Origin of the sequence: Aquimarina sp. MMG015 (genome assembly GCF_018100855.1) — a bacterium.
Taxonomy (GTDB): domain Bacteria; phylum Bacteroidota; class Bacteroidia; order Flavobacteriales; family Flavobacteriaceae; genus Aquimarina; species Aquimarina latercula.
Genome location: NZ_JAGJEB010000006.1, coordinates 350,872 through 376,096 on the forward strand (window position 1 = coordinate 350,872; position 25,225 = coordinate 376,096).

The following is a 25,225-nucleotide window of genomic DNA, read 5'->3' on the forward strand; positions in this document are numbered from 1 at the left end:
TTATACATAGTTTTTCTCTGTTTTTTCGCACAATCTTCTAGTGATAATTGGGTTTATTAACGTTTTTCTTATATTTTTTTCTTTAAATAAAGACTTTTGTAATGGTGGAATTACTTCTTCAGGATTTTTATAGGTATTAGCACCTGTTAAAATAATTTCCTCCTTATCAAAAAGTTCTTGCTCTTTATCTGCGCTTTCTTTTATTTTTTTCTGAATTGTTCCAGCTTTTAATTGCTTTAAATAACCACCACTTTCTTCAATATTCTTAAATAATGATAGGGCCTTATCCGCTAATTGATTCGTTAAGCTTTCAATATAATATGATCCAGATGATGGATTGTTTACAATATCAAAATAACTTTCATTTTTTAAGATCAACAATTGATTGATCGCTATTCTTGTTCCAAAATCATTTTCAAGATTATAAATATCATCATATCTTACATTATGAATAATATCTGCCCCGCCTAAAACAGCACTCATACACTCCGTTGTTGTACGAAGCATATTTACATTATAATCTAAAATAGTTTTATTTCTGTGTGAAGGATGTGCGAATATATAACATTTTTTTAACATATTATATTCTTCGGATAAAGAATCCCATAATATTCTTAATGCTCTTAATTTTGCAATTTCAAAAAAATAATTTCCCCCAATCGCTACTTTAAAAATAACAGGTGTTTTAATAAAAGGATTGTCTTTTTTACTTTCAAAATAATTAAGGTACTCATTTACGTGAGCCATACCATATGCTAATTGCTGAATCATTGTAGCTCCCGCATTTTGCAGTATACTAAGGTCTACCGTGATGCTGCTTTTTAAATCAGGATTTTCCGAAACAATACTTTCTAATTTATTATGGTCATCTTTTAGGCTGTCGTACCAATTTCCTGTTTTCCCTAAGTTTCCAATGATATCGGTTAATAGGTGGATGGAAAGTTTAGATGTAAGAACATGGTTGTTTAACTTATTTGCATAATCCGTTGATAGGAATAAGGTTTCAATAAAGACAAATACATTAGGGGAAATATTGGATAGTAATGTCGCAGGGTTAATATTTTCATTGGTAATAATAAAATATAGACTCTCCGCTCCTTTTTTGATTGCAGTTAATGCAGCATTATTTCCTGTAGTTGCATCTTTAACTTCTATCTTTTGAGAATTTTTCCAGGTAGATGGGTGATTTACATTCTTCTGATTTGGAGTAATATCTTCTTCATTATAGAATGGTTTGACATCTATACCTTCATAAGATTTATATATTAGTGCTTCATTATAGTCAGCACCTTTTAAATCAAATTGAATTTTTTGTTTCCATTCTTTCGCAGAAACTTTATCGAAATCATTAAATAAAGTTTTAGTCATCGTTCTTTTTTTTAGGGATACTGTCTTCGTATTCGATAATGTAAATTTCTTCATTATCTCTTTTCATAAAATATTCTTCTCTTGCAAACTTTTCTAGTTCACCGCTATCTTTTAGAATTTTTATGTCCTTTTGATCTTTAACAATTTCCTTTTTATAATATTCTTTATTATCCTTTAATTCTTTAATTTCTTGATCCAATTCTCTATGAATAAGCCAAGAATTAGTGTCTAAAAATAGAATCCACACTACGAATACCAAAATGATAAGCACATATTTATTAAAAAATATGGCAAAAACAGGAATCAATGCAGGAGTATTCCTAAGCTTTTCGAAATAGCGTTGTAGCTTCAATTTAGATTAAAATATTTATTAGTTTATAAAGGTACAAAAGTTAATTCAAGCGTTCTTTCACTATAGTACGAACTATATCAATTGCTACATTATTATAATTATTATTTGGAATAATTAGATCAGCAAATTCTTTTGTGGGATCAATAAATTGTTGGTGCATTGGTTTTAGCGTGTTTTGATATCTATCTAAAACTTCTTCCATATCACGACCTCTCTCTGCAATATCACGTTTTAAACGACGAATTAAGCGTTCGTCACTATCTGTTTGTACATATATTTTAATATCAAACATTTCCCGTATTTTAGGGTTTGTTAGGATTAAAATACCTTCTACAATAATCACTTTACTAGGTTTGGTCAATATAGTTTCTTTAGTGCGGTTATGTTCCACAAAGGAGTAAACGGGTTGTTCAATAGTTTTTCCTTTCCTTAAAGCACTAAGATGTTCTCCTAATAATTCAAAGTCGATAGACTGAGGATGATCAAAATTAATTTTTGTTCGCTCTTCATATCTAAGATGACTAGTGTCTTTGTAATAAGAATCCTGAGAGATGACACATACTTCATTTTCAGGTAATTCGTTAACAATTTGATTTACTACGGTTGTTTTTCCGCAACCAGTTCCTCCAGCTATACCAATAATTAGCATTCCCAATATTTTTTTGACAAATTTAGAAATACTTATTGAGTTATTAAGTTTTTGTGTAAGAGAGTTTTTATAACCTACATGATTAATGAAAAAAAATTATTGAGGATAGCAGATAATTCCAGAGGAAGAATCTTTCTTAGCACCAGTAACTGATCGTAGGCAGTTTACTTCATTTAGCTCCCTTAAAACTCCCATGAAGGCAAAAATTAATGCTTCTTTATAATCAATGACATTTTCTTCTGGTATAATGACAGTTGTGTAATTTTGTAATTTTTGTTTTAGGGTTTCTATTAAGAAGTCATTTTTTGCACCTCCGCCAGTTACTAAGATCGATGATTTTTTTTTCCCTGTGTTTTTTATTGCGTTTGTAATTTGTTCCGTTATATGATGAACAGATGTGTATAGCAGATTTTCGACAGGTTCATTGGACTTTTCTATAATTGGTACAATTTTATCTAAGAACCATTCATATCCAAGTGATTTTGGATAAGGATCTTTATAGTATGATAAGTCGTTTAGAGTATTGTATAATTCTTCGATTAGTTCCCCTGTTCTTGCTATTTTACCTCCATCATCATATTCAAGATCTATAGAATTGCAAATAAGATTTAATAACATATTAGCAGGAGAGATATCATAGGCTATTCTTTTTTCATCAAGATCAAACGAAATGTTGCTAATGCCTCCTAAATTAAGGCAAAAATCATATTCATTAAATAATAGTTGGTCTCCTATTGGGACTAAGGGTGCGCCTTGTCCGCCAAGAGCTACATCATTAGTTCTGAAATCATAAATTACTTTTAAATTAGAAGTATTAGCGATATGCTGGCCAGATCCAATCTGATAGGTTAATCCAATTTCAGGCTGATGAAAAACAGTATGCCCGTGACTAGAAATGAAATCTACAGCTATTGAATTCTTATTGATAAATTTTGCCACTTGTTTTCCTAGCCAGGTTCCATAGGTATTATGAAATGCTAGTAGATCCGTACTGAGAAGATCTACAGTGTTTTTTAATTTATTCTTAAAATCTTCAGAGTATGCTATGTTTTCTGTATTGACAATAGAAAATGTCCAAGAGCCCTCGTGTTTTTTTATGTGGCAATAGGCGATATCCAAACCATCTAGTGAGGTTCCGGACATTAATCCAATTACTTTATATGTTTTATAAAAAGTGGACATATAGGGATGCAAACTACCAAAATATTTTGAACAAAATCACTTTGACTAATTATATTTATTTATGTATTGCAGGTCAAGTTTTTCTGTATCGATTTCTAAGATTGCTTTGTTGTAGTAAAAATCTATAATCTCATTTTCTAGATAGTTCTTAATGTCGGTAACAGTTTTTTTTCCATAAAGAGAAAATATGTACGCTGCTTCAGCTTTTTTGAATTCTGTTATAAGATCATCGGGATTTTCTACAATATTAATGCCTTTATAGCCGTCAAATTTATTCTTCATCCATCGATGACTTGCTAATCTAACCAAACTTTTTTGTCGTTCTTCACTTAAATACTGTATTTCTTTTGTGTTTGTAGAATCTTCTTTCTTGATTCGATCTACTGCCGTTTTTGCTTTTATGTATTGTCTTTCGAGCTTAAAATCGATGCGTTTCATATCTCTTTTAAGTTTTTCAACAACTTCGTAGAGCGCACCATTATACATGATTACGAATTTCTCATAATTATATAAGGCATCCAGAAACAAAATAGCTTTCTTTTTATATACTCTTGGAAAAGCTTGTTTTTTGGCGTCAATAAATAGTTCATTAAGTCCAACTTGAATTTCTTCAGGTATTCCAGAGAATTTTGGACTGTTTTTTATAGTTCTAAGTTGTGCAGTAATTTGTAACCTAGATCCTTTATATAAAATAGATTTGTATTTAAACCGATATCGATTAGGAGAAATGTCGTCTATTTCTTGATTATAGGCAGAGTAGCCTACTAGAAGTATAACAAAAAATAAGAAGGATTTCATAAATATTGATTTCTACACCTATATTTTAAAGTGCATATTTCTGATCTACAAAAGTAGTAACGTAAATTATGTAAATATTGTTATGTAAAAAAAGAGGTAGGATTGTTTTAGGTTATTAATTAGTTGTCTACACATCTAATATATGAATATTACTTTTGAATGCTTATAACTTCCTCTATAGTAACCATTTTTTGTTGTTTGTTACCCCAACTGTTCATAATGTAATTCATAACATCAGCAACCTCTTCGTCTTCTAATCCTAATGAAGTCATGGCACTATTATATGATTCCCCATTAACTTTAATTGGTCCATTTAGCCCATATTTAATAGAGTGTATACTTTCTTTACGCTTGTTAACTAGCCAATCGGAACCTGCTAATGGAGGAAAAACTTTGGGAGTTCCTTTTCCATTAGGTAAATGACATTGCATACAAAAATCCATATAGACTTCTTTGCCACGAGTGATACTTTTAGATAATTCTGTATCCTGAAAATTTAAATTATTGACTGAAATATATGTTTTTGAAGGGCTTTCTTGTTTTGCTATAATCGAAATACAAAATATTATAGAAAGTACTTCGAGAAATAAGATATGCTTGAATCGTTTTTTCATTTTATTTAATAAAATTATGATTTCGGAATTATTTTTACAATTCCCTTATTTTCTACAGCAATATAAATATAACCATCGGGACCTTGACGAACATTACGAACTCTCCCAATATCTTCTGCTATTTTTTTTCTTCCAATTACTTTGTTGCCATCTAATTCTACTAATTCTAAATATTGAAATTTTAGAGATCCTACTAAAAGATCATTTTTCCAATCAGGGTATTTGTCACTTGTAACAAAATCCATTCCGCTAGGAGCGATAGAAGGAACCCAATAATAAACAGGTTGTTCCATTCCTTCTTTGGTAGTTATATCTGTAATAGTAGTACCACTATAGTTAATACCATAAGTAATAATTGGCCATCCATAATTCGTTCCTTTATTGATGATGTTGATTTCATCGCCTCCTCTTGGACCATGTTCGTGTACCCATATTTTGCCATCAGTTGGGTGAATAGCCATTCCTTGTGGATTTCTATGCCCATATGAGAAAACAGCTTTTTTGCTATTATTCTCTTTTACAAAAGGATTATCTTTAGGAATACTTCCATCAGCATGAAGACGATAAATTTTTCCACCATCCTTGGTGATATCTTGCGGGTTTTCGTCTCTATTTCCTCTATCTCCAATACTAAAATAAAGATAACCTTCTTTGTCAAACTCTATTCTTGATCCAAAATGATGGCCTCTCGTAGTATTCGGAGTTCCTTTGTATAGGTTTTCTATAGAGATAAGCTTGTTGTTTTCTAATTTAGCTCTAATAAGCGCGGTATGTCCTCCTTTTTCTGCTCCTTCTCTTGAGGAGTAAGTAATGTATAACCAACCATTTTTATCGTATTCTGGATGTATTTCGATATCTAATAACCCTCCTTGATTGCGATTATATACTTCTGGAACATTTTCGATAATAGTTTTTGTTTCATTTTTATAATGGATTAATTCACCACTTTTTTCAGTAATGAGCATACTTCCATCAGGAAGCCAAGCCATTCCCCAAGGAATTTGTAAATCAGGAATGACAATTTCAGTAGTATAATTTTTTGGATCAGGATCAATTGATATATCATTTTTCTTTTCTTGAGCACAAGAGAAGAGGGTAGATAACACTGCGGATATACAAAATAAAAGGTTGTTCATTGTTTTATTGTGATTTGCACTTGAAAATTACAAATAAAAATTATTTATATTCTATATTTTATGTTAATCCCTCCATACATATTTAAAGGCAATCCTGGATAAAAATATCTAGGTTGACTCCCTCCAAATCCCGTGGCATTGATCTGTAGTTGGGATGCATATCGTTTGTCTAAAATATTATTCATTCCGAGAAATAAATCAAAAGAAATATGCTCATTAATTAAATTTGCATACCCTATTTTTCCGTTTAGTAATTCATACTGATCGCTAAAAATTGTATTGCTATCGTTTGCTGGGATGCTACCAACAATCTGAAAATTTAGATTCCCATAAATTCCTTTTTTAGTTATATAATCCATTCCAAAATTAATAACATGTGATGGAGCTCCGGTAAGTTTATTACCAGAAAAATCATCATCGAGGTCTACAAAATCATCAAATTTATAATTGTTTAGTGTTCCACTTACTTGTAGGTTTAATTGTTTTTTTGATAATTTAATAAGTTGATAATTAATTGTTCCTTCAATTCCAGTATGAGTTGTTTTTCCTGCGTTGATAGCAAAGAAATTATCTTCTTCAGTTCTCCTTGTTACTAGTAGATCTTTTACTTTTAAGGTGTATAAAGAAAAAGAACCATAAAGTCTGTTTTTCATCAGGTTATATCTGGTTCCAATTTCATAGTTCCATCCAATTTCTGGTTGTATTTCTGGATTGAACTCTCCATCTGGTAATAAAGTTTCAGAAGTAGTAGGAGTGGAAAATCCATGTGCAATGTTTCCAAAAAAGATAACATTAGTATTCAATGCATAATTGACACCGATCTTGGGAGATAGTATTGGATCAAATTCAAATTTCCCAGAGCTATCATCACCATCTTCTAAAAAATTATCTTCGACATTAAAAAATGTTTGATTGAGGTGTATTCCCATATTAATTTTCAGTTTATCTGTTATAGATAAATTAGATGCTGCAAAAAGATTGTAATAGTTTCTTCTTTCATTTAGATTAGAAAGCTGATCTCCTAAGACACTGCCAGTTCCTGTTGGAAAATCTTGATATAGGTTGTCGAACGTTTTACCTGTATAGAAATCAAAAAATAGTTCTCCCCCAACGGTCCAATCCCATTTTTTATCAAATAGTCTGGAGTTATGTACGACTCTGCTTCTAATTCCAACTGAATTAGATTTCTCTTCTAAAATATTAAAAGGTCTTGGCTCATAATTTTTTCTGAGTGAAGTAAATAGACTTGTATATTGTGAAAAAGATGCATTGTATTGATGTTTCCAAGAAAATCCAAATATTCCGTACGTAACATCTTCAAATGCCTGAGATTGCCCCCAAGTAAATGCTGCTTGTCTTGGATTATTTTCAAAATCATCTTGGCCTAACGAACTAGGAATACCCGCTTTTAGATCAACATAACTAGCAATTATCGAAAAATCATTTTTTTCTCCGAGGTATAAAGAAGAAGTTATAGTAGCTGTATTTCTGGTATATTGATTATTATCTCGATATCCATCAGAATGGTTGTTACTATATAAAACATTTATACTTGATCTTTTGCCTCCAATAGCTATTTTAGCAACATTTCTCACGAGTCCATAACTTCCTAAGGATGTTGACAGCGAAGTTTCTATACCTTTATTTGTAATAAGTTCAGGTCTTAATAGAATAGTACCACCTAAGCCAACACCATAACTACTAGATGATGGTCCTTTATGGATATCAATCCTAGAGATGGATCCTAACTCTAGATCTTCAATAGATGATTCTCCATTACCATCAGTTAAAGGAATATCTCCAAAATAAGTTCTGATATTGGCAGTACCGAATAAATTTCTCGCACCGATACCTCGGATAGTTATTCTATTTGTATTTAAAGCGCCATTTTGCATAAAAACCCCAGGAACTTTATTAAGAATTGGATGTAGCTCAATCGTATTACCTCTATTAATGTCTTGTGTATTAAGAATAGTTATGGCATCTGTAGCATATTTTTTTTGCAAAGGAATTGATTGCGTGTTAATGAAAACTTCTTGTAATTCATTTACTTTAGTTTCGATAGGTATAATTAAATACTGTTTCTCTAGGGCTGTAATTATTTTACTTTGGTAACCTGTAAACGAAATTTCAATATTTCCAGAACTGATCATTTCGAATTTACCTAGTTCATTGGATAGTACTTTTTGACCTGTTTTTATATCTAATATGCTGGCATTACTAATCGGGAGTAATGTTATTTTATCTATAATCAGTCCAGAAATTTCTACTTGAGCTTGAATACTATAGGTAACGAAAAGGAAAAGAAGTAATATTGTTTTTCTCAAAAGGTGCAATTTTGATCAAATATCGGGAACTAATTATGTATTGGTTCTTAAAAATAACTTATAATTGCTGCTAAATCAAAAAATGAAATCAATTAAATAAGTTATTAAATGATTAGAAAAATAGTTTGTATTGTTTTTATAGCGTTCAGTTCGGTTTCTGTTGCTCAAAGAATTAAAATAGATAAGAAAAAACTAAACTTTTTAAAAAACGAAACTAGCATAGGTGTCCAGCTTACATTTCCGGAGGATATTACTTTTTTGAGTGATAATATATCTGAAGAAGAGTTTATAGTATATATGAAGGATAGGAGAAATAAAAAAGATCCAACGAAAGGGGGTATGTGGTTAGCAGAATATAATAAAGCTAAACAAACAACTTGGAAGATTGATTTTTTAGATGGGATAAATAAAGCGTTAGAAGAGTATAGTGATTTAAGATTTGTGAAATCCGAAGAAAAAACGAATTATTTATTAATTATAGAAGGAGATTGGATTTACCCAGGTTATGGAGGTGGTGCAAGTGTTGGTAGAGAAGAAGCTAAGTTAGAAGTAACCTTAAAATTTGTTGATCCGTTAGATCCTGAGAATGTATTATATGCTACACAGACACCAAAAATTATAGGGAACTATGCATATGGAGAATTCGGAACAATTCTAAGAATTGGAGAATGTTATAAGAAATTAGGATATTTATTAAACCTTCAGTTTAAAAGAATTTTAAAATAATAGTAGGTTTTAATAAAAGAGTTTGTTTATATTTGCACCCGCAAAAAGGATAACCTTTTCGGGGTGTAGCGTAGCCCGGTTATCGCGCCGCGTTTGGGACGCGGAGGTCGCAGGTTCGAATCCTGCCACCCCGACAAAAAAATCCAATCACTTCTGTGATTGGATTTTTTATTTTAAATAATCATATAATATTTCATTTTATTGTAGTATGACCTTCTCTTTTTAGCTTGTTATTCTTTTGATTATTAATTTTTAAAAGGTATTTCTGTGTCAATTCGCAAACTTGTTAAATAACACAAAGTATTTTATCATTTAGGAGCAAGAAACATTTAAAAAAAGTAATTTTTGATTAGGAAAAACCAAAAAAGTGGTTTTTTCCCCTAATTGTTAATTGTTAAAAAAGGGTTTTTTCCCCTAAATTATTCATTTTTTTATTGTTTATTACTTGTATTAAATGATTTTATTTGTAGTACGAAAACTTTTTTTCGTGTTAAAACGTGTTAAAAAAAATGTTAAATGCATAAAAAAGCGATGAAATACACGTTTTTTTAACATAACGTAAAACTATTGCGGTTTTACCGCAAACAACTAAACCGTGATTCATTTACTTTTACAATGCGCTGGTAATCAGAGCTCAATACTAGTGCAAACGATGCGATCTTCAGGAAGCCCCAGAAGAAATACGAACCATTAAGAGTAAGAAATAACGTTTTTTAAAAAAAGAACAAAAGATTATTCTAGAGTACTTTGTTAAACCGTTTATCATAAGTTTTATAAGGTACATCCAAATCTAAAAATACAATGACTAAAAAGACAGGAATTATTATTCCAGCCTATAATGAATATTATAGATTGGACAAGGAGAAGTTTTGCAATTTTTTAACCAATTATGATGATTATTATTTATGTTTTGTAAACGATGGGAGTACAGATGATACTTCTAGAATGTTACATCAATTGAAAAAGACTAATGAAAAAAAGATTCACGTAATAGATTTAGAGAAAAATCAGGGTAAAGCTACCGCTGTACAAACAGGAGCAAACTATCTAAACTCTTTACCTTTTATTGATAATGTAGCATTTTTGGATGCAGATCTTTCTACCTCTCTAGAAGAATTAGATAAGTTGGTACAAAAACTAAATAGTGAGAGTAAACTATCAATGGTTTTTGGTTCTAGAAAAGCGGATGATTCGGATGATATAAAAAGAAGTTTTACAAGAAAGGCATTGTCCAATTTTGTAGGATTTTTTATTCAATTTATTTTACAATTACCGATAAAAGATACGCAGTGCGGAGCAAAAGTTTTCAAAAAAGAAATCATCAAAAACATTTATCATAGAAAGTTCATTAGCAAATGGTTGTTTGATATAGAAATTTTTCTAAGACTTAAAAAACATATCGGATTAAATGATTTGCTGAATACTATAAGCGAAGAACCTTTGGATAGTTGGATAGAAGTAGAAGGTTCTAAAATTACTTTAAAAGATTCTTTTTTGATTCCCCTTAATCTGATTCTTATCTGGATTAATTATGTAAATATTTTTAAAAGGAAAAACAGGCCTGTTTTACAACCTATTTTTAATCAAGAAAAAGAAATGTCTATGGTTAAATAACTACTTTGTTTATTGTTAAAACCTCAATAAAAATAAGGTGCGATATTAATGTTAAGAGCACTCTTGTTATAACTATGTCAAAAAATATTTAAGTGCTGTGTATTCATGAAGTTTGATAGAAAATAATATTTAAGACCTTGACAAAACAACTTTATCTCCAATGAAAAAAACTTTACTATTTATATTATTACTTGTTACTGTAAAATTTTCATACGCTCAGCTTCCTTTTGATTGTGATGAAGCTAAATTTTATCAAGTAATTTCGGGATCATTACGATCTTATGATCCTGTGACAGGAACCTATTCTGAACCACTACATACGACACCTAGTTATAATGCTGGAGGTTATAATGTGGTTGATGATTTTTTATATGCTATTAGAAGTAATGATAAGCATTTATTGCGAATTGGTACAGATCAAGTAATTGATCTAGGAGCCGTTGCCTCTAATGGAGGTGTTAGTTTTGGTGGAGGTTATGCTGCAGATGTTGATGATGAGGGTAACTTATGGGTTTTCCAGAATGCACAAGGAAGGCAGTCTTTTCATAAAATTGTTAATCTTCAGAGTTATGATGGGTCAACATCGCCAACTTTCGAAATAATAGTGGCGAATCAGGCTTCTCCCAATACGTGTGCAGATATTGTTTTTATAGATGGAGATCTTTATGGAGGTAGTAAAGGAAAAGTTTATAAATGGGATTTGTCATCATCGACTCCGGTTTTTAGTTCTAAAACAGTAACAGATTTACCTAATGATACTTTTGGAGCTTGTTATACAGATACTAGTAATAGATTGTATGTGTCCAGTAATAAAGGAGGTTTGCATTTGATTAATGAATATGAGGGTGTATCACCTTATGCTACGCTATTAAATAATACAGATGTAACCAATCAGAATGATGGTTTTAAATGTGCAGCAGGTGTTTCGCCAATTGATGCAGATGGAGATGAGGTATTAGATCCTTTTGATAAAGATACTGATGGAGACGGGATACCTGATGTTGTAGAAGGAGGGGGAATAGATCCATATGGGGATGATGATAACGATGGGATTTTTAATTACTTAGATCCTGATTTTGGTAATACTTGTAATAGTGGAGTTTCTTTAGCCTTTGATATTGATAGAGATGGTATTCCTAATGCGTTAGATTTAGATAGCGATAATGACGGTATTTATGATATTGTAGAGGCAGGTCTCGGAGATTATGATACTAATGGTGATGGTTTGTTTAATAGTGAAGATACCGGTTTTCAAGATTCTGATTTGGATGGTATAGCAGATGTAGTTGATGTTGATCAAACAGGAGTTGCATTTTTTCCAGATGACGCTGATGGAGATTTAATTTATGATCCTTACGATATTGATGCAGATCAAGATGGAATTATAGATCTTATAGAAGGACAAAACCGTGAAACCTTTGTTTCTTTATCGGGATTGGATCAGGATAGAGATGGAGTAGATGACTCGTTTGATCCTGATCAAGGCGGAACTCCTCAGGGATATATAAATACTGATAATACCGATACTCCGGATTTTCTTGATACAGATTCAAATAATGATGGAGTTTTAGACACTGTAGATGCTTATGATACCAATAATGATGGTGTAGCAGATACCGTTTTAGCTAATAGCGATTTTGATCAGGATGGACTTGATGATGGTTTTGATATAAAAGAAACTGTTTTTGACTCAGAAAATGGAGATCAAACACCAAGCAGTTTTCCTGTGGCTAGTACAGGAGAACGATATCAATATTTGGGGACATTTGATGTCGATGGTGTACCAGATTATTTGGTAGCAGATATTACTATAGATTCTGGCCTTTTAACCAAAATTGATACCGCATTACCAGAGGGAGATTCTGTAGTAGATTTAAATCCTAATTATATATATGGAGGTTATGATACTGATATTATATTAGAGCAAGCTACAAATGTTGCGATCACTTTTATTAATGAAAATACACTATATGAAAATATCTTAGGGTATTATACATACAATACAAATTTACCGTTAACAAAGGCTCCAGAACCAGAAGATATTACTGTGATCTTACCTAATTCTTCTGCTTCAGGAAGTGGTGGCGGATTGATTACAGGTAATACAGTTGATCTGGGAAGTTTTCCAGCTAATACAGGAATTGGATGGGTTTTATTGGTAGATGCTTGGGATAATAGTAGTATAGATGAAGGAATTTGGCAATTGTATTCTCAGACTGAGTTTAATCCAGAATGTGATGAGTCATTACGACCACATAACATATTACTAAAAGATGATGCAAACGAAGCAGTTGTATTAGGATTTGAAGATGAAAGAAGGGACTATCCGAGCGTTGATAATGATTTTAATGATATACTATTTTATATTACCGCAGATCAATATTCTGCTATCAAAACAAGTAATATAATTGATTTGGAAGAAGAAAGTGAGGTAACTTCAGCCAATGATGGTGGATTAGAAAGTAATGGAGATTTAGCTACTTTAATAGCAAAAAGAAATTTTACTAGATCAAAAACTAATGAAGTTAACAATAAAAAGAAATTACAAAAAGAGTTTAAACCAGGCCGTATATCCTATAAAACAAGAAATAATGATGATTTAAGCATTTACTTTCCACAAACGGGAGCGGCTGGAACAGAAACTTCTTATGTTTCTACACCAGAGGATTTAATAGGTATAACAAATGCATCTTCTGTGTTTTCGATTGATTATTATAATAATGAAAGTAGAGTTGGCGCGGGTCTAGCGACCGTAACAAGTGGGACAATTTATGATCATTCTAAAACAATTTGTGACCGATTAAATGGTTCAGTTGTAGAGGATATAAGAACCCTTAGCGTTCGAGACTATGTTTTGGTAAATACTAAGATAAGAAGGCCTTCGGGAGAATTAGAACAAGCGCTACATTTTTCAGTGAGAATAGATGAGTTTCAAAATGAATTGTATAGTCTTTGGAATATTGATCAATATCCAGAAGGAGACTATTTGAACTTCCAAATTTGGGGAGGTTCTATTCCACAAGTGGTAAATATAGCGAATACCATTATCGATAAACTTTTAGAAGATAAAGGTTTAGGTAAGATGTTTATCCCATCTAATATTCCAGAAGTATTTGTGCAAAAAGGATATTATAAAGATGGAAAGTTGATTCTTGATATAGTGAATAAAAATCAAGTCGATCAATTTGATTTTAGAGGGAATAAAAGGGTTACAGAATTATCCAATGAAGAATTAATGATCTCATCAATTTCATTGTCTGGATCTTATAAAGAGACCATCGTTATAGATACTGGATATTTATTTGATATTGGATTTGCGGTTACCGTTAATGATAAAACAGATGCTTTATATCTTGCCGATGGACCTTGGGGTCTTGATTATAACTCGGAAGGAGTGGATGTAACCAATTTCGAAATTGTAAAAGAGGAAATTACAGAAAATGATAGTGATGATTATTTGATAGAAAGAGACGTAATGGTACAAGGTTCTGTAAAAGAAACACTAAATATATTTAGAAGTGTACTGGGTGGAGATTTAACATTGAATGTGTCAGAATACAATGAATTGGAATTTGAATTACAAGCGAATACAGAAGTAGAAGTTATTCTTGTAAATAAGGAATTAGCGGATTGGGAGAATAGGTTACGATATATTATTTCTGGAGATGGAAATATGCAAACATTTAATATACCGTTTTCGGAGTTTACAAACCCTAATGGAGATAATGGAACTCAATTACAGGATATTAGAAGTATTGTTTTTTCTATACAAGGTAATTATGTAGACTTTTCTTCATTTGACGTAAGTGTTTCTAACCTAGCATTTACTACAAGTCAAGAAATAGATCAAACTGATGATGAAATAGAAGAAGAATCGATTAACCAATTAGTAACTTACCCAAATCCATTTAGACAATCTACTAATATAGCATTTCCAAATGCCCATAAAAAAGTAAATCTAAGGGTTGTTGATGTACTTGGAAAAGTAGTACAAGAAGAATCAGAAAATTCAGTTGATCCATTTAATACAATAACTTTTATACCTAAAAATTTAAGTCCAGGAGTATATAGATATATTGTTATTGGGGATCAATCAACCAGATACGTTGGCAGTTTTATGATTTATTAAACGTATTAATTTACCGATTAATCTTGTTAATAAAAAAATAAAAAGATCACTTACCCTAAAGTAATAATATTTAGAGTAAGTGATCTTTTGCATCTGTATTGAATTTAGTTATTTTTGAGTCTAAACTTAGACTAATAATGAAAAACATTCTCGCAATAGCAGGTTCCAATAGTAGTACTTCGATCAATCAAAAACTTGTAGAATATGTAGCTAAAGAAATAGCCGATCATAAAATTAAAGTATTAAAATTGGCAAATTACTCGATGCCAATTTATAGTGAAGATGAAGAAAAAGAGAATGGGTTTCCGGGAATGACATTAGGTCTAAAACAAGAGATATCCGAAGCAGATGCCTTAATTATTTCTGTAAATGAGCACAATGGAAGTTGGAGTGCTTTTTTTAAAAATGTTATTGATTGGTTATCTCGATTGGATCGTAATTTTTTAGAAGGAAAAAAAATACTTTTAATGAGCACATCACCCGGTCAAAGAGGAGGTTTAAGTTCTTTGGAATTTGCGAAGAATGTATTTCCTAGATTTGGAGGTGAGATTATAGAAAGTTTTAGTTTTCCATCGTTTCACGCTAATTTTTCTGTAGAAAATAATGAAGTTACAGATGAAACACTTTTGTTGGGATTAAAGGAAGTTCTAAGTACTTTTGCGCATCAGATTAAATAACTTGTGCGTAGTACCAAAATATATATTTTAGAAAATTTTTCAGACTTTAAAATCAAATTATTGCAATGGGCGCAGCAATTTGATGAAATAGTATGGCTAGATTCAAATACATATTCCCAGCAATATTCGAGTTATGATGCAGTTTTAGCAGTCGATGCTTTTACCGCTATACAAACAGATCATTATACCGGTTTTGATAAACTAAAAGAGTATCAGGAACAAACAGCTGATTGGATTTTTGGGTATCTATCTTATGATTTAAAAAATGATACAGAGCAACTAACTTCCAAGAATTTAGATAGTTTAAATTTTCCGGATTTATACTTTTTTCAACCTAAGAAGTTATTTTTTTTAAAGGATGATAGATTAGAAATTCAATATCTAAATATGGTGGATGATGAGATAGAGGAAGATTTTCTTGATATTCGGAGATTTCCATCCACTATAAAGGTTCCTAATGATGATACGTCTTGTGGTAAGGTTAAAATTAGTTTGCGTATTTCTAAAGATGTCTATAAGCAAAAGATCCAACAAATGCTTGCTCATATTGCTCGTGGAGATATTTATGAGGCAAACTTTTGTCAAGAGTTTTTTGCCGAAAATAGTTGTATAGCCCCACTAGAAACCTATTATCATCTTAATCAAATCTCTAAACCACCTTTTGCAGCTTTTTTTAAAAGAAGTCATCAATATTTACTCTCCGCATCTCCAGAGAGATATTTAAGAAAAGAAGGAAGTAAAATTATTTCTCAACCTATAAAAGGAACTGCTAAACGTTCACAAAAAGAGGAAGAAGATAAACGACTTATTCAGGATTTAAAAAATGATCCTAAAGAACGTTCAGAAAATGTAATGATTGTAGACCTAGTCAGAAATGATCTTTCTAGAACTGCTATTAAAGGTGCAGTGCAAGTAGAAGAATTATGTAAGGTCTATACATTTCCGCAAGTACATCAAATGATATCAACCGTGGTTTCCGAGATTCATTCAAAAACGTCTCCGGTAGATGTGATTAGAACAACATTTCCTATGGGCAGTATGACAGGAGCGCCTAAGATTTCTGCAATGGAGATAATAGAAAAATTAGAAACGTCTAAAAGAGGTTTGTATAGTGGTGCAGTAGGATATTTTACTCCAGAAGGTGATTTTGATTTTAATGTGGTGATAAGAAGTATATTATATAATGAAGACAAGCGATATATATCTTATACTGTAGGAGGTGCTATTACTGCCAAGTCCGATCCAGATAAGGAGTATGAAGAGTGTTTGATAAAAGCAAAAGCAATGCGAGAAGTGCTAGAAGGTATTTAATAAGCAAGTTTAGCTTCTTTTTTTAAATAAGGTTTTTTCTAAAGCTTTTTCTGACATCAATAATTGTTTCTTTAACTTCTTGCGCTGTAATGTCTTTTATTCTGGCAATTTCCTCAAAATTTAATTTCCCGAAAACAAATAGATCAATAATTTTAGAAGTTTCTAATGGTAACCAACTATAGAACTTGCCTAATAATTGTTGTTTCTTGTTTTCTGTAGATTCCTCGGAGTCAATTAATTTAAGGATAGCAGAATCAGAGTCATCATAAATAAACAATTGTTTGTTTTCTGAGTTTTGATGATAAGAAATATCATTAAGATCTTCATTCATGATTAACTTGTTATCGGATTCTAGGGTGTAGTTTTCTTCTAGTTTATTAAGTTCATCTCTTAAAAAGTAATTTGTACTTATACATTGTTGATGCCAACCTTCTCTTTTGTACAGCTCATCGATCAAATGATCAGCTATTCTAAAAAGTTTCAATTCTAACGATAATTTATCGATACCAATATCTAAATGCTCTTCATTATAAAGATTTACAATAGCATCATCTATAATACCATTAGAACAATACATATTTCTGGGAAGAACTCTAGTGCTTTCTGCAATATATAATCGATGTTTAACATATGGATGGAGATGAGGTACTACAGATAATAGTTTTTTGCTAAACTCTTTTTTATGATCATTTTCATAATATTTTGGCATTTCATCTATCCTATTCATAATATCAAAATTTTAAGAGTTGTTTAAAAATAACAAAAAGGATTGAGTTTTTGTGTTAAAAACCTGAAATTCAGATGTTAAACAAGCTTAAAAGAAAGGTTTGTTTACTTTTACAAAATCGTATATTTGATATCAGTCTAAAGATAAATTTTCAGGAATATTGAAGCAGCAGTTTAAAATCCATATAGAAGATCATTTACCGTTTCTAAAAGGAAGTAAATTACTAATTGCTTGTAGTGGAGGTTTGGATAGTATTGTGCTAGCGCATATATGTCATTTGCTTGATTTTGAAATTGGAATTGCACATTGTAATTTTAATTTAAGAGGTTCGGAAAGTGATGGAGATGAACAATTTGTGTCTCAATTCTCTGACGCAATTAAAGCTCCTTTTTTTGTGACTCATTTTAATACAGAAACCTATGCCAATAGCAACAAAATTTCTATACAAATGGCTGCAAGAGAGCTTAGGTATGATTGGTTTAATGTGTTGATTCAAGAATATAAATATGATTATGTGTTAACAGCGCATCATCTAGATGATAATTTAGAAACCTTTCTAATAAACCTTTCTAGAGGAACAGGAATTGATGGACTTACTGGGATTCCTGAAATTAATGATCACTATGTAAGACCATTATTACCTTTTTCCAGAGAACAAATTTTAGAATTTGCAACTAAAAATAATCTTACCTGGCGAGAAGATAGTAGCAATAAGAGTACAAAGTATGTCAGAAATAAATTAAGACATAATGTTATTCCCGAACTTTTGACAGTTAACACGAAGTTTTTAAATAATTTCGAAAATACACTAGATAATTTAAAACAAACTCAAAACTTTGTCAAGGATCAAGTAGAGATTGTTAGAAAAGAAGTGTTCGAATATGACGAGCTAGATACAATCAAAATATCAATTTATAAATTACAACAATATAAGGACCCAAAGACATATTTGTATTTTTTATTAAAAAAATATGGTTTTACTGCTTGGAATGATATTGTACAAATTTTAACGGCTCAATCTGGTAAACAAGTTTTTTCGCCTACGCATAGATTAGTAAAAAATCGATTGCACTTATTGCTATGCCCGATCATAGAAGATGTTTCAGATCGCGTATATACCATTCCTGAAGAAGAGAATATGATTATGATTCCTTCTGGAATGATTCAACTTAAAGAGGTTTCTGAGTTGTCTAATACTGATCTAAAAACAATTTATGTAGATAAAGAAAAGTTAAAGTATCCCTTAATTGTAAGAAAATGGAAAGAAGGCGACTATTTTTATCCCTTAGGGATGAGAGGCAAGAAAAAGTTGAGTAAGTATTTTAAAGATGAAAAACTATCTTTGCTCGCTAAAGAAAGAGTCTGGTTGCTATGTTCTAATAATGAGATTATATGGATTATAAATTATAGAGCAGATAACAGATTTAAAATAAACCCCAAAACGAAACAATTACTAAAAGTAACAATAACCTAATGAGGAATATTCTACTATTATTGACAACATTGTTGTTTTCTACCACATTATTTTCGCAAATATTTGAACCTATTAAATGGGAAAGTAGCGTTAAAGAAGAATCAGAAAATGTTTATATATTATCTTTTGCAGCTACTTTAGAAAAAGGGTGGCATATATATTCACAGAAAGAAGTAGATACAGACGACATAGCTCCGACAGCAACAGAATTCACATTTTATAATGAGGAAAAAGCGTACGAACTAGTTGGAGAGACTATAGAACCAGAAGGTATACAGAAGTTTGATAAGGTATTTGAAATGGATATCAAATATTTTGAGGATAGTGTTGTGTTTACCCAAAAAATAAAACGATTAGATCCATCTCTTAAAACGGTGAAGGCCGAAGTGTTTTTTGGAGTATGTGATGATGAAAAATGTCTAGCTCCTGATATAGTAGAGTTTAATCTTAATTTGTCAGGAAAAAATATAGATGAAACAGAAAATCCAGATGTTTCTAAATCTTCTTCAGAGGATACAGATAGAGAATCTACGTCTTCTAGTAAGGATAGTAATAATGAAGAAAAAGGTAGTCAAAAAGGTCTATGGAGTACCTTTATCTTAGCTTTCTTATCCGGGTTTGCCGCATTATTGACACCATGTGTGTTTCCTATGATTCCAATGACAGTAAGCTTTTTTACTAAGCAAAGTAAAAATAGAGCCGCGGGTATAAAGAACGCAATTTTTTATGGTATTTTTATTATCGTAATCTATGTTGGATTAGGTTCTGTGGTTACAGCTATTTTTGGAGCAGATGCATTAAATGCTTTGTCTACTAATGTCTGGTTTAATTTGTTGTTTTTTGCCTTACTTATCGTTTTTGGACTTTCCTTTCTTGGAGCCTTCGAAATTATGTTACCAAATTCTTGGGCAAACAAAGTAGATCGACAAGCTGATAAAGGTGGGATGATAGGTATATTTTTTATGGCATTAGCGCTCGCTATAGTGTCATTTAGTTGTACTGGTCCTATAGTTGGAACTATTTTAGTAGAAGCTGCTTCTAAAGGAGGAATAGCTCCTATAATTGGGATGCTTGGTTTCTCACTAGCAATTGCATTGCCATTTGCACTTTTTGCTATGTTTCCGGGTTGGTTAAATTCTTTACCCAAAAGTGGTGGTTGGCTAAATACAGTTAAAGTTTTTCTAGGTTTTTTAGAATTGGCATTTGCGTTTAAGTTTTTATCTAATGCAGATTTAGTGTTACAGTTAGGATTATTGCAAAGAGAAATTTTTCTATCGATATGGATTGCTATTTTTGGAACGCTTGGATTATATTTATTGGGTAAAGTGAAACTTCCTCATGATTCGCCAATAGAAAATATTTCAGTAGGAAGACTATCGATAGCTCTACTGACATTAGCGTTTACTATTTATTTAATTCCAGGTTTATGGGGAGCACCATTAAAATTAATAAGTGGTTTCCCACCACCACAAACATATAGCGAATCGCCTAGAGGTTTTGGAGGTTCTAGTAGTAACAGTTTACCAGGCTCAGAACTTCCAGAAGGAGCCAAGTATGGAGAACATGATATAATATCTTTTACAGATTATCAAACAGGTCTAGATTATGCTAAAAAAGTGAACAAGCCTGTTTTAATTGATTTTACAGGATATGCTTGTGTAAATTGTCGCAAAATGGAAGAATATGTATGGTCTGAACCAGCAGTTTTGAAAACATTGAAAAACGATGTGGTTTTAATCTCCTTATATGTAGATTATAAAAAAGAACTACCCGAATCAGAACAGTATGTCTCAAAAACTACTGGCAAAAAAATAAAAACAATAGGTAATAAATGGAGTGACTTTCAGATTACTAGGTATAAAGCAAATGCGCAGCCTTATTATGTTTTAGTAGACCATAATGAAGAAAACCTGAGCAAACCAGTCGGATATACTCCTAACGAGAATGAGTATTTAGGTTGGTTAAAAAAGGGGATTGATAATTTCTCGGTTAAATAAAAAGGTTGAATGTAGTATATTGGAATTATACACCGATAAACAGAGGAGCCTGTAGTGAACACTACAGGCTCCTCTATTTGTTAATATTTCTGATGATTGTTAAAATCTCCTTAAAATAGAGTTTGCCAGCATTCCATTTTTTTATCTTCAGCGTTCAACTAAACTCGAGCATATGCGATCAACTAGAATACTACTATTATCTTTTCTGAGTCTTTTTATTTTTATAACATCCTGTAATAAAAAAACAGAAACTATTGATAATACAGAAACTAAAGAAGAAGTCACAACTAGTGAAGAAAAAGATACGTATGATGTAAAAGAATTTTACTCTAAAAAAGAAGTAGATATTGTAATGAGGGATGGGACCAAATTGCATACTACAATTTATTCACCAAAAGATACAAGTAAAAAGTATCCAATATTAATGCAAAGAACACCTTATAGTTCTAGACCCTATGGAGAGGATCAGTTTCGTTCTAAAATAGGTCCGAATGAATTTTTGATGAAGGAAGGTAATATTGTTGTATATCAAGATGTTCGAGGTAGATGGATGAGTGAAGGAGTATATGACAATATGAGAGCATACATTCCTAATAAAAAAGATAAACAATTTGATGAAGCAAGTGATACATACGATACTATTGAATGGTTAGTAAATAATGTTGGAAATAATAATGGTAATGTAGGTGTTTGGGGAATTTCGTACCCTGGTTTTTATGCAACATATTCCTTATTAGACTCTCATCCAGCGCTAAAGGCTGTGTCTCCTCAGGCATGTATTGGTGATTTCTTTTTTGATGATTTCCACCATAATGGAGCGTATTTATTGAGTTATTGGAGAGCAACGGCGGTATTTGGTTATGAAAAAACAGAGCCGATAAAAGAAAGTTGGTATACATTTCCAGAGCTAAAGGCCAAGGATCAATATCAGTTTTTTCTAGATGCTGGACCGCTAAGTACTTTAGATCAATATTATAAAGAAGATAATGTCTTCTGGACCCAACTCAAAGAACACCCTAATTATGATGAGTTTTGGCAAAAAAGAGGAATTATTCAGCATCTTAAGGATATCAAACCTGCAGTAATGGTTGTTGGTGGTTTGTTTGATGCGGAGGATTTATACGGTCCGTTTGAGACGTATGAAAAAATAGAAAAAAACAGTGACAACTATAATATCATGGTTTTTGGCCCTTGGAGTCATGGAGATTGGGCAAGAAATAAAAAGCGTCAGGCAATAGGAAATGTGTATTTTGGAGATGATATTTCTCTTAATTTTCAACAAAACATAGAAACAAAATTCTTTAATCATTTTCTTAAAGGAGAAGGAGATAATGAAAGTGGATTAACAGAAATTCAGATTTTTGATACAGGAAAAAAGGAATGGAATACATTTGATAGTTGGCCTCCAAAAAATGTAGAGAAGAAAACAATGTATCTATCTGGTGATGATTTAACAGAAACTGTTGGTAATGGATTTTCAGAATTTGTTAGTGATCCAAAAAAACCTGTACCGTACACAGAAGATATAAAAATGGTATTTACACCTAGAAAATATATGACAGATGATCAGCGTTTTGCAGCGAGACGACCGGATGTACTGGTATATGAAACTCCTGTGCTTACAGAAGATATGACACTTTCGGGAGAGATTTTGGCAAAGTTAAAAGTGGCAACTACAGGAACTGCTGCTGATTGGGTAGTTAAATTAATAGACGTGTATCCAGCTGATGCAGAAGATACAGAAGAAACACAGAAGTATCTTAAAATGTCTAACTATCATATGATGGTCCGAAGTGAAGTGCTTAGAGGAAGATTTAGAAATAGCTTTAGTAAGCCCGAGCCGTTTATACCAAATCAAAAAACAGATGTTAATATAAAGCTTCAGGATGTACATCATACATTTCTAAAAGGTCATAAAATTCAGATTCAGGTACAGAGTACTTGGTTTCCTTTTATAGACCTAAATCCACAGACTTTTGTACCTAATATTTTCAAAGCAAAAGCATCAGATTTTAAGAAACAAACGCATAAAGTTTTTGAGGATTCGTCAGTCGAGTTCTCCGTGTTAAAATAGACTAAACTAACTAAATTTAATACCCCTTTAGAAATGATTAAAGCAAAATTTACTTTGTTATCTTTTTGCTTCTTACTATTTATTTCTGCCTGTAAGAATACTAGTGAGGAGATTAAACCTTTAGTGTCTGCTGAAGAACAAATCGAGATACACTCTAAAAAACTTAATGATTGGTTTGAGACTCAGTTTCAAGAAGAAGTAGCTGAATCTCCTATGATGCAAACGTATTTAGGTGTAAAAACAGAAGATTATGGTAAATGGGATGATGTTTCTTCTAAAAAAGAAGTAAAAGACTTGGATAAAGCTAAAAAAAGATTGAGGTATTTAAATGATTCAATTGATATTACTAAACTAAATAAAGCTACTGCTCTGAGTTATCGATTGATGAAAGAAGATTTAAGAAATGAAATAGATGATTTTCAATATCGTTTTTATGATTATCCAATAAATCAAATGCATGGAATGCAGGCAGAAATCCCAGCTTTTTTGATCAATATGCATAAAATAGAAAATAAGAATGATGCAGATGCTTATATTTCAAGACTGGAAGGAATGGATGAGCTATTTGCCCAGCAATCAGAAAATATTAAGATCAGGGAAAAGAATGGAATTGTTCCTCCTAAGTTCGTTTTTGCTAAGGTTCTTAATGATTGCCGTAATCTAGTAACAGGTAAACCATTTGATGATTCGAACAATGAAAGCACATTATTATCTGATTTCAAATCTAAAATAGAGAAATTAGAGATTTCAGAAGAAGAAAAAGATAGTTTGGTTTTTAAAGTTGAGTTGGCTTTAAAAGGAGATGTGAAAACTGCCTATGATCAACTAATTACTTTCTTAGAAGATCAACAACAAAGAGCTACAACAGAAGATGGAGCTTGGAAATTTCCAAAAGGTAATGCGTTTTATAATAATGCTTTAAGACGAACTACTACTACCAATATGACTGCAGAACAAATTCATCAACTTGGTTTGGATGAGGTAGCTAGAATTCATAAGGAAATGAAAGATATTATGACGGAGCTTAAGTACGAAGGCACGTTACAAGACTTTTTTAAGTTCATGAAGGAAGATGAGAGGTTTTATTATAGTAATGACCAAGTAGGTAGAGAAGAATATCTTAAAAGAGCCGTGGGGTTGATTGATAACATGAAATCTAGAATGGATGAGTTATTTATCACTAAACCCAAAGCTGATATTGTAGTAAAAGCAGTAGAACCATTTAGAGAAAAAAGTGCCGGAAAAGCATTTTATCAAAGAGGAACTCCAGATGGATCACGGCCAGGAACTTATTATGCAAATCTATATGATATGGAGGCAATGCCAAAATATCAGATGGAAGCTCTTGCCTATCATGAGGGAATACCTGGACATCATATGCAAATTTCAATTGCTCAAGAATTAGAAGATGTTCCTAAGTTTAGAAAATTTGGGGGATATCAAGCTTATGTAGAAGGGTGGGGATTGTACAATGAATTTTTACCAAAGGAAATTGGACTTTACAATGATCCATATTCTAATTTTGGAAGATTAGCAATGGAGTTATGGAGAGCCTGTAGATTAGTAGTAGATACTGGTATACATGCTAAGAAATGGACCAGAGAAGAAGGAATTAAATATTATACGGATAATACTCCAAATGCCGAGAGTGATGCAATAAAAATGGTAGAAAGACATATCGTAATGCCAGGTCAAGCTACTGCTTATAAAATAGGAATGAATAAAATTCTAGAATTAAGAGAAGGTGCTAGGTCTAAATTAGGTAATGAGTTATTCGATATAAGAGAGTTTCATGATGTAGTTTTGACAAATGGAGCGGTACCGCTTACTATACTTGAAGAATTAGTGAATGAATGGATAGCATCAAAACGTAAAACATTGGAAACTAAAGAAACAAGTTGATATTCGGTTTAATATTAATCTGGCATACGTAATTTATAGCCTTTCACTCGCTGAAAGGCTATTTTTTTGATCTAAATTATGGTTAATCTGTAAATTTAAGTAAGAATAATACTACAATATAACATTTTTTACGATATTTTTGTGTACTTTGCTGGTGTAATTGGTATT

General features: G+C 31.6%; 18 protein-coding genes and 1 tRNA gene. 10 read left to right on the forward strand and 9 right to left on the reverse strand.

The window, feature by feature from the left end; translation table 11 throughout:
- The 8 genes from J8L88_RS13905 to J8L88_RS13940 form a co-directional block, all read right to left on the reverse strand.
- Complete coding sequence (locus J8L88_RS13905) at window positions 1-1,368, reverse strand: methylmalonyl-CoA mutase subunit beta (protein ID WP_118386735.1); 1,368 nt, start codon at window positions 1,366-1,368, stop codon at window positions 1-3.
- A complete protein-coding gene (locus tag J8L88_RS13910; protein WP_369862757.1) occupies window positions 1,361-1,720 on the reverse strand; it encodes a septum formation initiator family protein in 360 nt (119 codons plus the stop codon). Before J8L88_RS13910 ends, J8L88_RS13905 begins: the two co-directional genes overlap by 8 nt.
- 40 nt (window positions 1,721-1,760) lie before the next feature.
- Window positions 1,761-2,369, reverse strand: coding sequence for a uridine kinase (gene udk / locus J8L88_RS13915; protein ID WP_118386734.1), 609 nt, complete (start codon window positions 2,367-2,369; stop codon window positions 1,761-1,763).
- A gap of 96 nt (window positions 2,370-2,465) precedes the next feature.
- Window positions 2,466-3,551 (reverse strand): anhydro-N-acetylmuramic acid kinase, encoded by a 1,086-nt coding sequence (locus J8L88_RS13920; protein WP_211061005.1) that lies wholly within the window; start codon window positions 3,549-3,551, stop codon window positions 2,466-2,468.
- Between the two features lie 45 nt (window positions 3,552-3,596).
- Window positions 3,597-4,349: a hypothetical protein gene (locus J8L88_RS13925; protein ID WP_118386732.1), complete on the reverse strand. Its 753-nt coding sequence runs from the start codon at window positions 4,347-4,349 to the stop codon at window positions 3,597-3,599.
- A 149-nt stretch (window positions 4,350-4,498) separates the two neighbouring features.
- A complete protein-coding gene (locus tag J8L88_RS13930; RefSeq protein WP_211061006.1) occupies window positions 4,499-4,963 on the reverse strand; it encodes a cytochrome c in 465 nt (154 codons plus the stop codon).
- A 14-nt stretch (window positions 4,964-4,977) separates the two neighbouring features.
- Window positions 4,978-6,099: a PQQ-dependent sugar dehydrogenase gene (locus J8L88_RS13935; protein WP_211061007.1), complete on the reverse strand. Its 1,122-nt coding sequence runs from the start codon at window positions 6,097-6,099 to the stop codon at window positions 4,978-4,980.
- Window positions 6,100-6,143: 44 nt separating this feature from the next.
- On the reverse strand, window positions 6,144-8,426 hold the full coding sequence (locus J8L88_RS13940; protein WP_211061008.1) for a TonB-dependent receptor domain-containing protein: 2,283 nt from the start codon (window positions 8,424-8,426) through the stop codon (window positions 6,144-6,146).
- A gap of 108 nt (window positions 8,427-8,534) precedes the next feature.
- Here J8L88_RS13940 and J8L88_RS13945 point away from each other — a divergent pair, with 108 nt between their 5' ends.
- From J8L88_RS13945 to pabB, 6 genes are all read left to right on the forward strand, one after another.
- Entirely contained in the window at window positions 8,535-9,152 is a 618-nt protein-coding gene (locus tag J8L88_RS13945) for a hypothetical protein (protein WP_211061009.1), read from the forward strand.
- 59 nt (window positions 9,153-9,211) lie between these two features.
- A tRNA-Pro gene (locus J8L88_RS13950) sits at window positions 9,212-9,286 on the forward strand.
- 667 nt (window positions 9,287-9,953) lie between these two features.
- Complete coding sequence (locus tag J8L88_RS13955; protein WP_211061010.1) at window positions 9,954-10,766, forward strand: glycosyltransferase; 813 nt, start codon at window positions 9,954-9,956, stop codon at window positions 10,764-10,766.
- Window positions 10,767-10,926: 160 nt separating this feature from the next.
- On the forward strand, window positions 10,927-14,895 hold the full coding sequence (locus J8L88_RS13960) for a DUF4114 domain-containing protein (RefSeq protein ID WP_211061011.1): 3,969 nt from the start codon (window positions 10,927-10,929) through the stop codon (window positions 14,893-14,895).
- 137 nt (window positions 14,896-15,032) lie between these two features.
- Complete coding sequence (locus J8L88_RS13965) at window positions 15,033-15,572, forward strand: NADPH-dependent FMN reductase (RefSeq protein WP_027395677.1); 540 nt, start codon at window positions 15,033-15,035, stop codon at window positions 15,570-15,572.
- A gap of 3 nt (window positions 15,573-15,575) precedes the next feature.
- Window positions 15,576-16,883 carry an aminodeoxychorismate synthase component I gene (pabB, locus tag J8L88_RS13970; RefSeq protein ID WP_211061012.1) on the forward strand — a complete coding sequence of 436 codons (1,308 nt, stop codon included), beginning with the start codon at window positions 15,576-15,578 and terminating at the stop codon, window positions 16,881-16,883.
- Window positions 16,884-16,905: 22 nt separating this feature from the next.
- Here the strand turns inward: pabB and J8L88_RS13975 are convergent, their stop codons facing one another.
- Entirely contained in the window at window positions 16,906-17,610 is a 705-nt protein-coding gene (locus J8L88_RS13975; protein WP_027395679.1) for a hypothetical protein, read from the reverse strand.
- Between the two features lie 160 nt (window positions 17,611-17,770).
- Between J8L88_RS13975 and tilS the strand changes: the two genes are divergently transcribed.
- The 4 genes from tilS (at window position 17,771) to J8L88_RS13995 (ending at window position 25,057) form a co-directional block, all read left to right on the forward strand.
- Complete coding sequence (tilS, locus tag J8L88_RS13980) at window positions 17,771-19,084, forward strand: tRNA lysidine(34) synthetase TilS (protein ID WP_118386725.1); 1,314 nt, start codon at window positions 17,771-17,773, stop codon at window positions 19,082-19,084.
- Window positions 19,084-21,081, forward strand: coding sequence for a thioredoxin family protein (locus tag J8L88_RS13985; protein WP_211061013.1), 1,998 nt, complete (start codon window positions 19,084-19,086; stop codon window positions 21,079-21,081). Before tilS ends, J8L88_RS13985 begins: the two co-directional genes overlap by 1 nt.
- A 172-nt stretch (window positions 21,082-21,253) precedes the next feature.
- Window positions 21,254-23,155, forward strand: coding sequence for a CocE/NonD family hydrolase (locus J8L88_RS13990; protein ID WP_211061014.1), 1,902 nt, complete (start codon window positions 21,254-21,256; stop codon window positions 23,153-23,155).
- A 33-nt stretch (window positions 23,156-23,188) separates the two neighbouring features.
- Window positions 23,189-25,057, forward strand: coding sequence for a DUF885 family protein (locus J8L88_RS13995; RefSeq protein ID WP_118386722.1), 1,869 nt, complete (start codon window positions 23,189-23,191; stop codon window positions 25,055-25,057).
- Window positions 25,058-25,225: the final 168 nt, after the last annotated feature.

Coding starts and splice junctions, on each gene's coding strand:
- J8L88_RS13905 (WP_118386735.1), bottom strand. CDS start 1,368: ATGACTAAAACTTTATTTAATGATTTCGATAAAGTTTCTGCGAAAGAA.
- udk (WP_118386734.1), bottom strand. CDS start 2,369: ATGCTAATTATTGGTATAGCTGGAGGAACTGGTTGCGGAAAAACAACC.
- J8L88_RS13920 (WP_211061005.1), bottom strand. CDS start 3,551: ATGTCCACTTTTTATAAAACATATAAAGTAATTGGATTAATGTCCGGA.
- J8L88_RS13925 (WP_118386732.1), bottom strand. CDS start 4,349: ATGAAATCCTTCTTATTTTTTGTTATACTTCTAGTAGGCTACTCTGCC.
- J8L88_RS13930 (WP_211061006.1), bottom strand. CDS start 4,963: ATGAAAAAACGATTCAAGCATATCTTATTTCTCGAAGTACTTTCTATA.
- J8L88_RS13935 (WP_211061007.1), bottom strand. CDS start 6,099: ATGAACAACCTTTTATTTTGTATATCCGCAGTGTTATCTACCCTCTTC.
- J8L88_RS13945 (WP_211061009.1), top strand. CDS start 8,535: ATGATTAGAAAAATAGTTTGTATTGTTTTTATAGCGTTCAGTTCGGTT.
- J8L88_RS13955 (WP_211061010.1), top strand. CDS start 9,954: ATGACTAAAAAGACAGGAATTATTATTCCAGCCTATAATGAATATTAT.
- J8L88_RS13960 (WP_211061011.1), top strand. CDS start 10,927: ATGAAAAAAACTTTACTATTTATATTATTACTTGTTACTGTAAAATTT.
- J8L88_RS13965 (WP_027395677.1), top strand. CDS start 15,033: ATGAAAAACATTCTCGCAATAGCAGGTTCCAATAGTAGTACTTCGATC.
- J8L88_RS13975 (WP_027395679.1), bottom strand. CDS start 17,610: ATGAATAGGATAGATGAAATGCCAAAATATTATGAAAATGATCATAAA.
- J8L88_RS13985 (WP_211061013.1), top strand. CDS start 19,084: ATGAGGAATATTCTACTATTATTGACAACATTGTTGTTTTCTACCACA.
- J8L88_RS13990 (WP_211061014.1), top strand. CDS start 21,254: ATGCGATCAACTAGAATACTACTATTATCTTTTCTGAGTCTTTTTATT.
- J8L88_RS13995 (WP_118386722.1), top strand. CDS start 23,189: ATGATTAAAGCAAAATTTACTTTGTTATCTTTTTGCTTCTTACTATTT.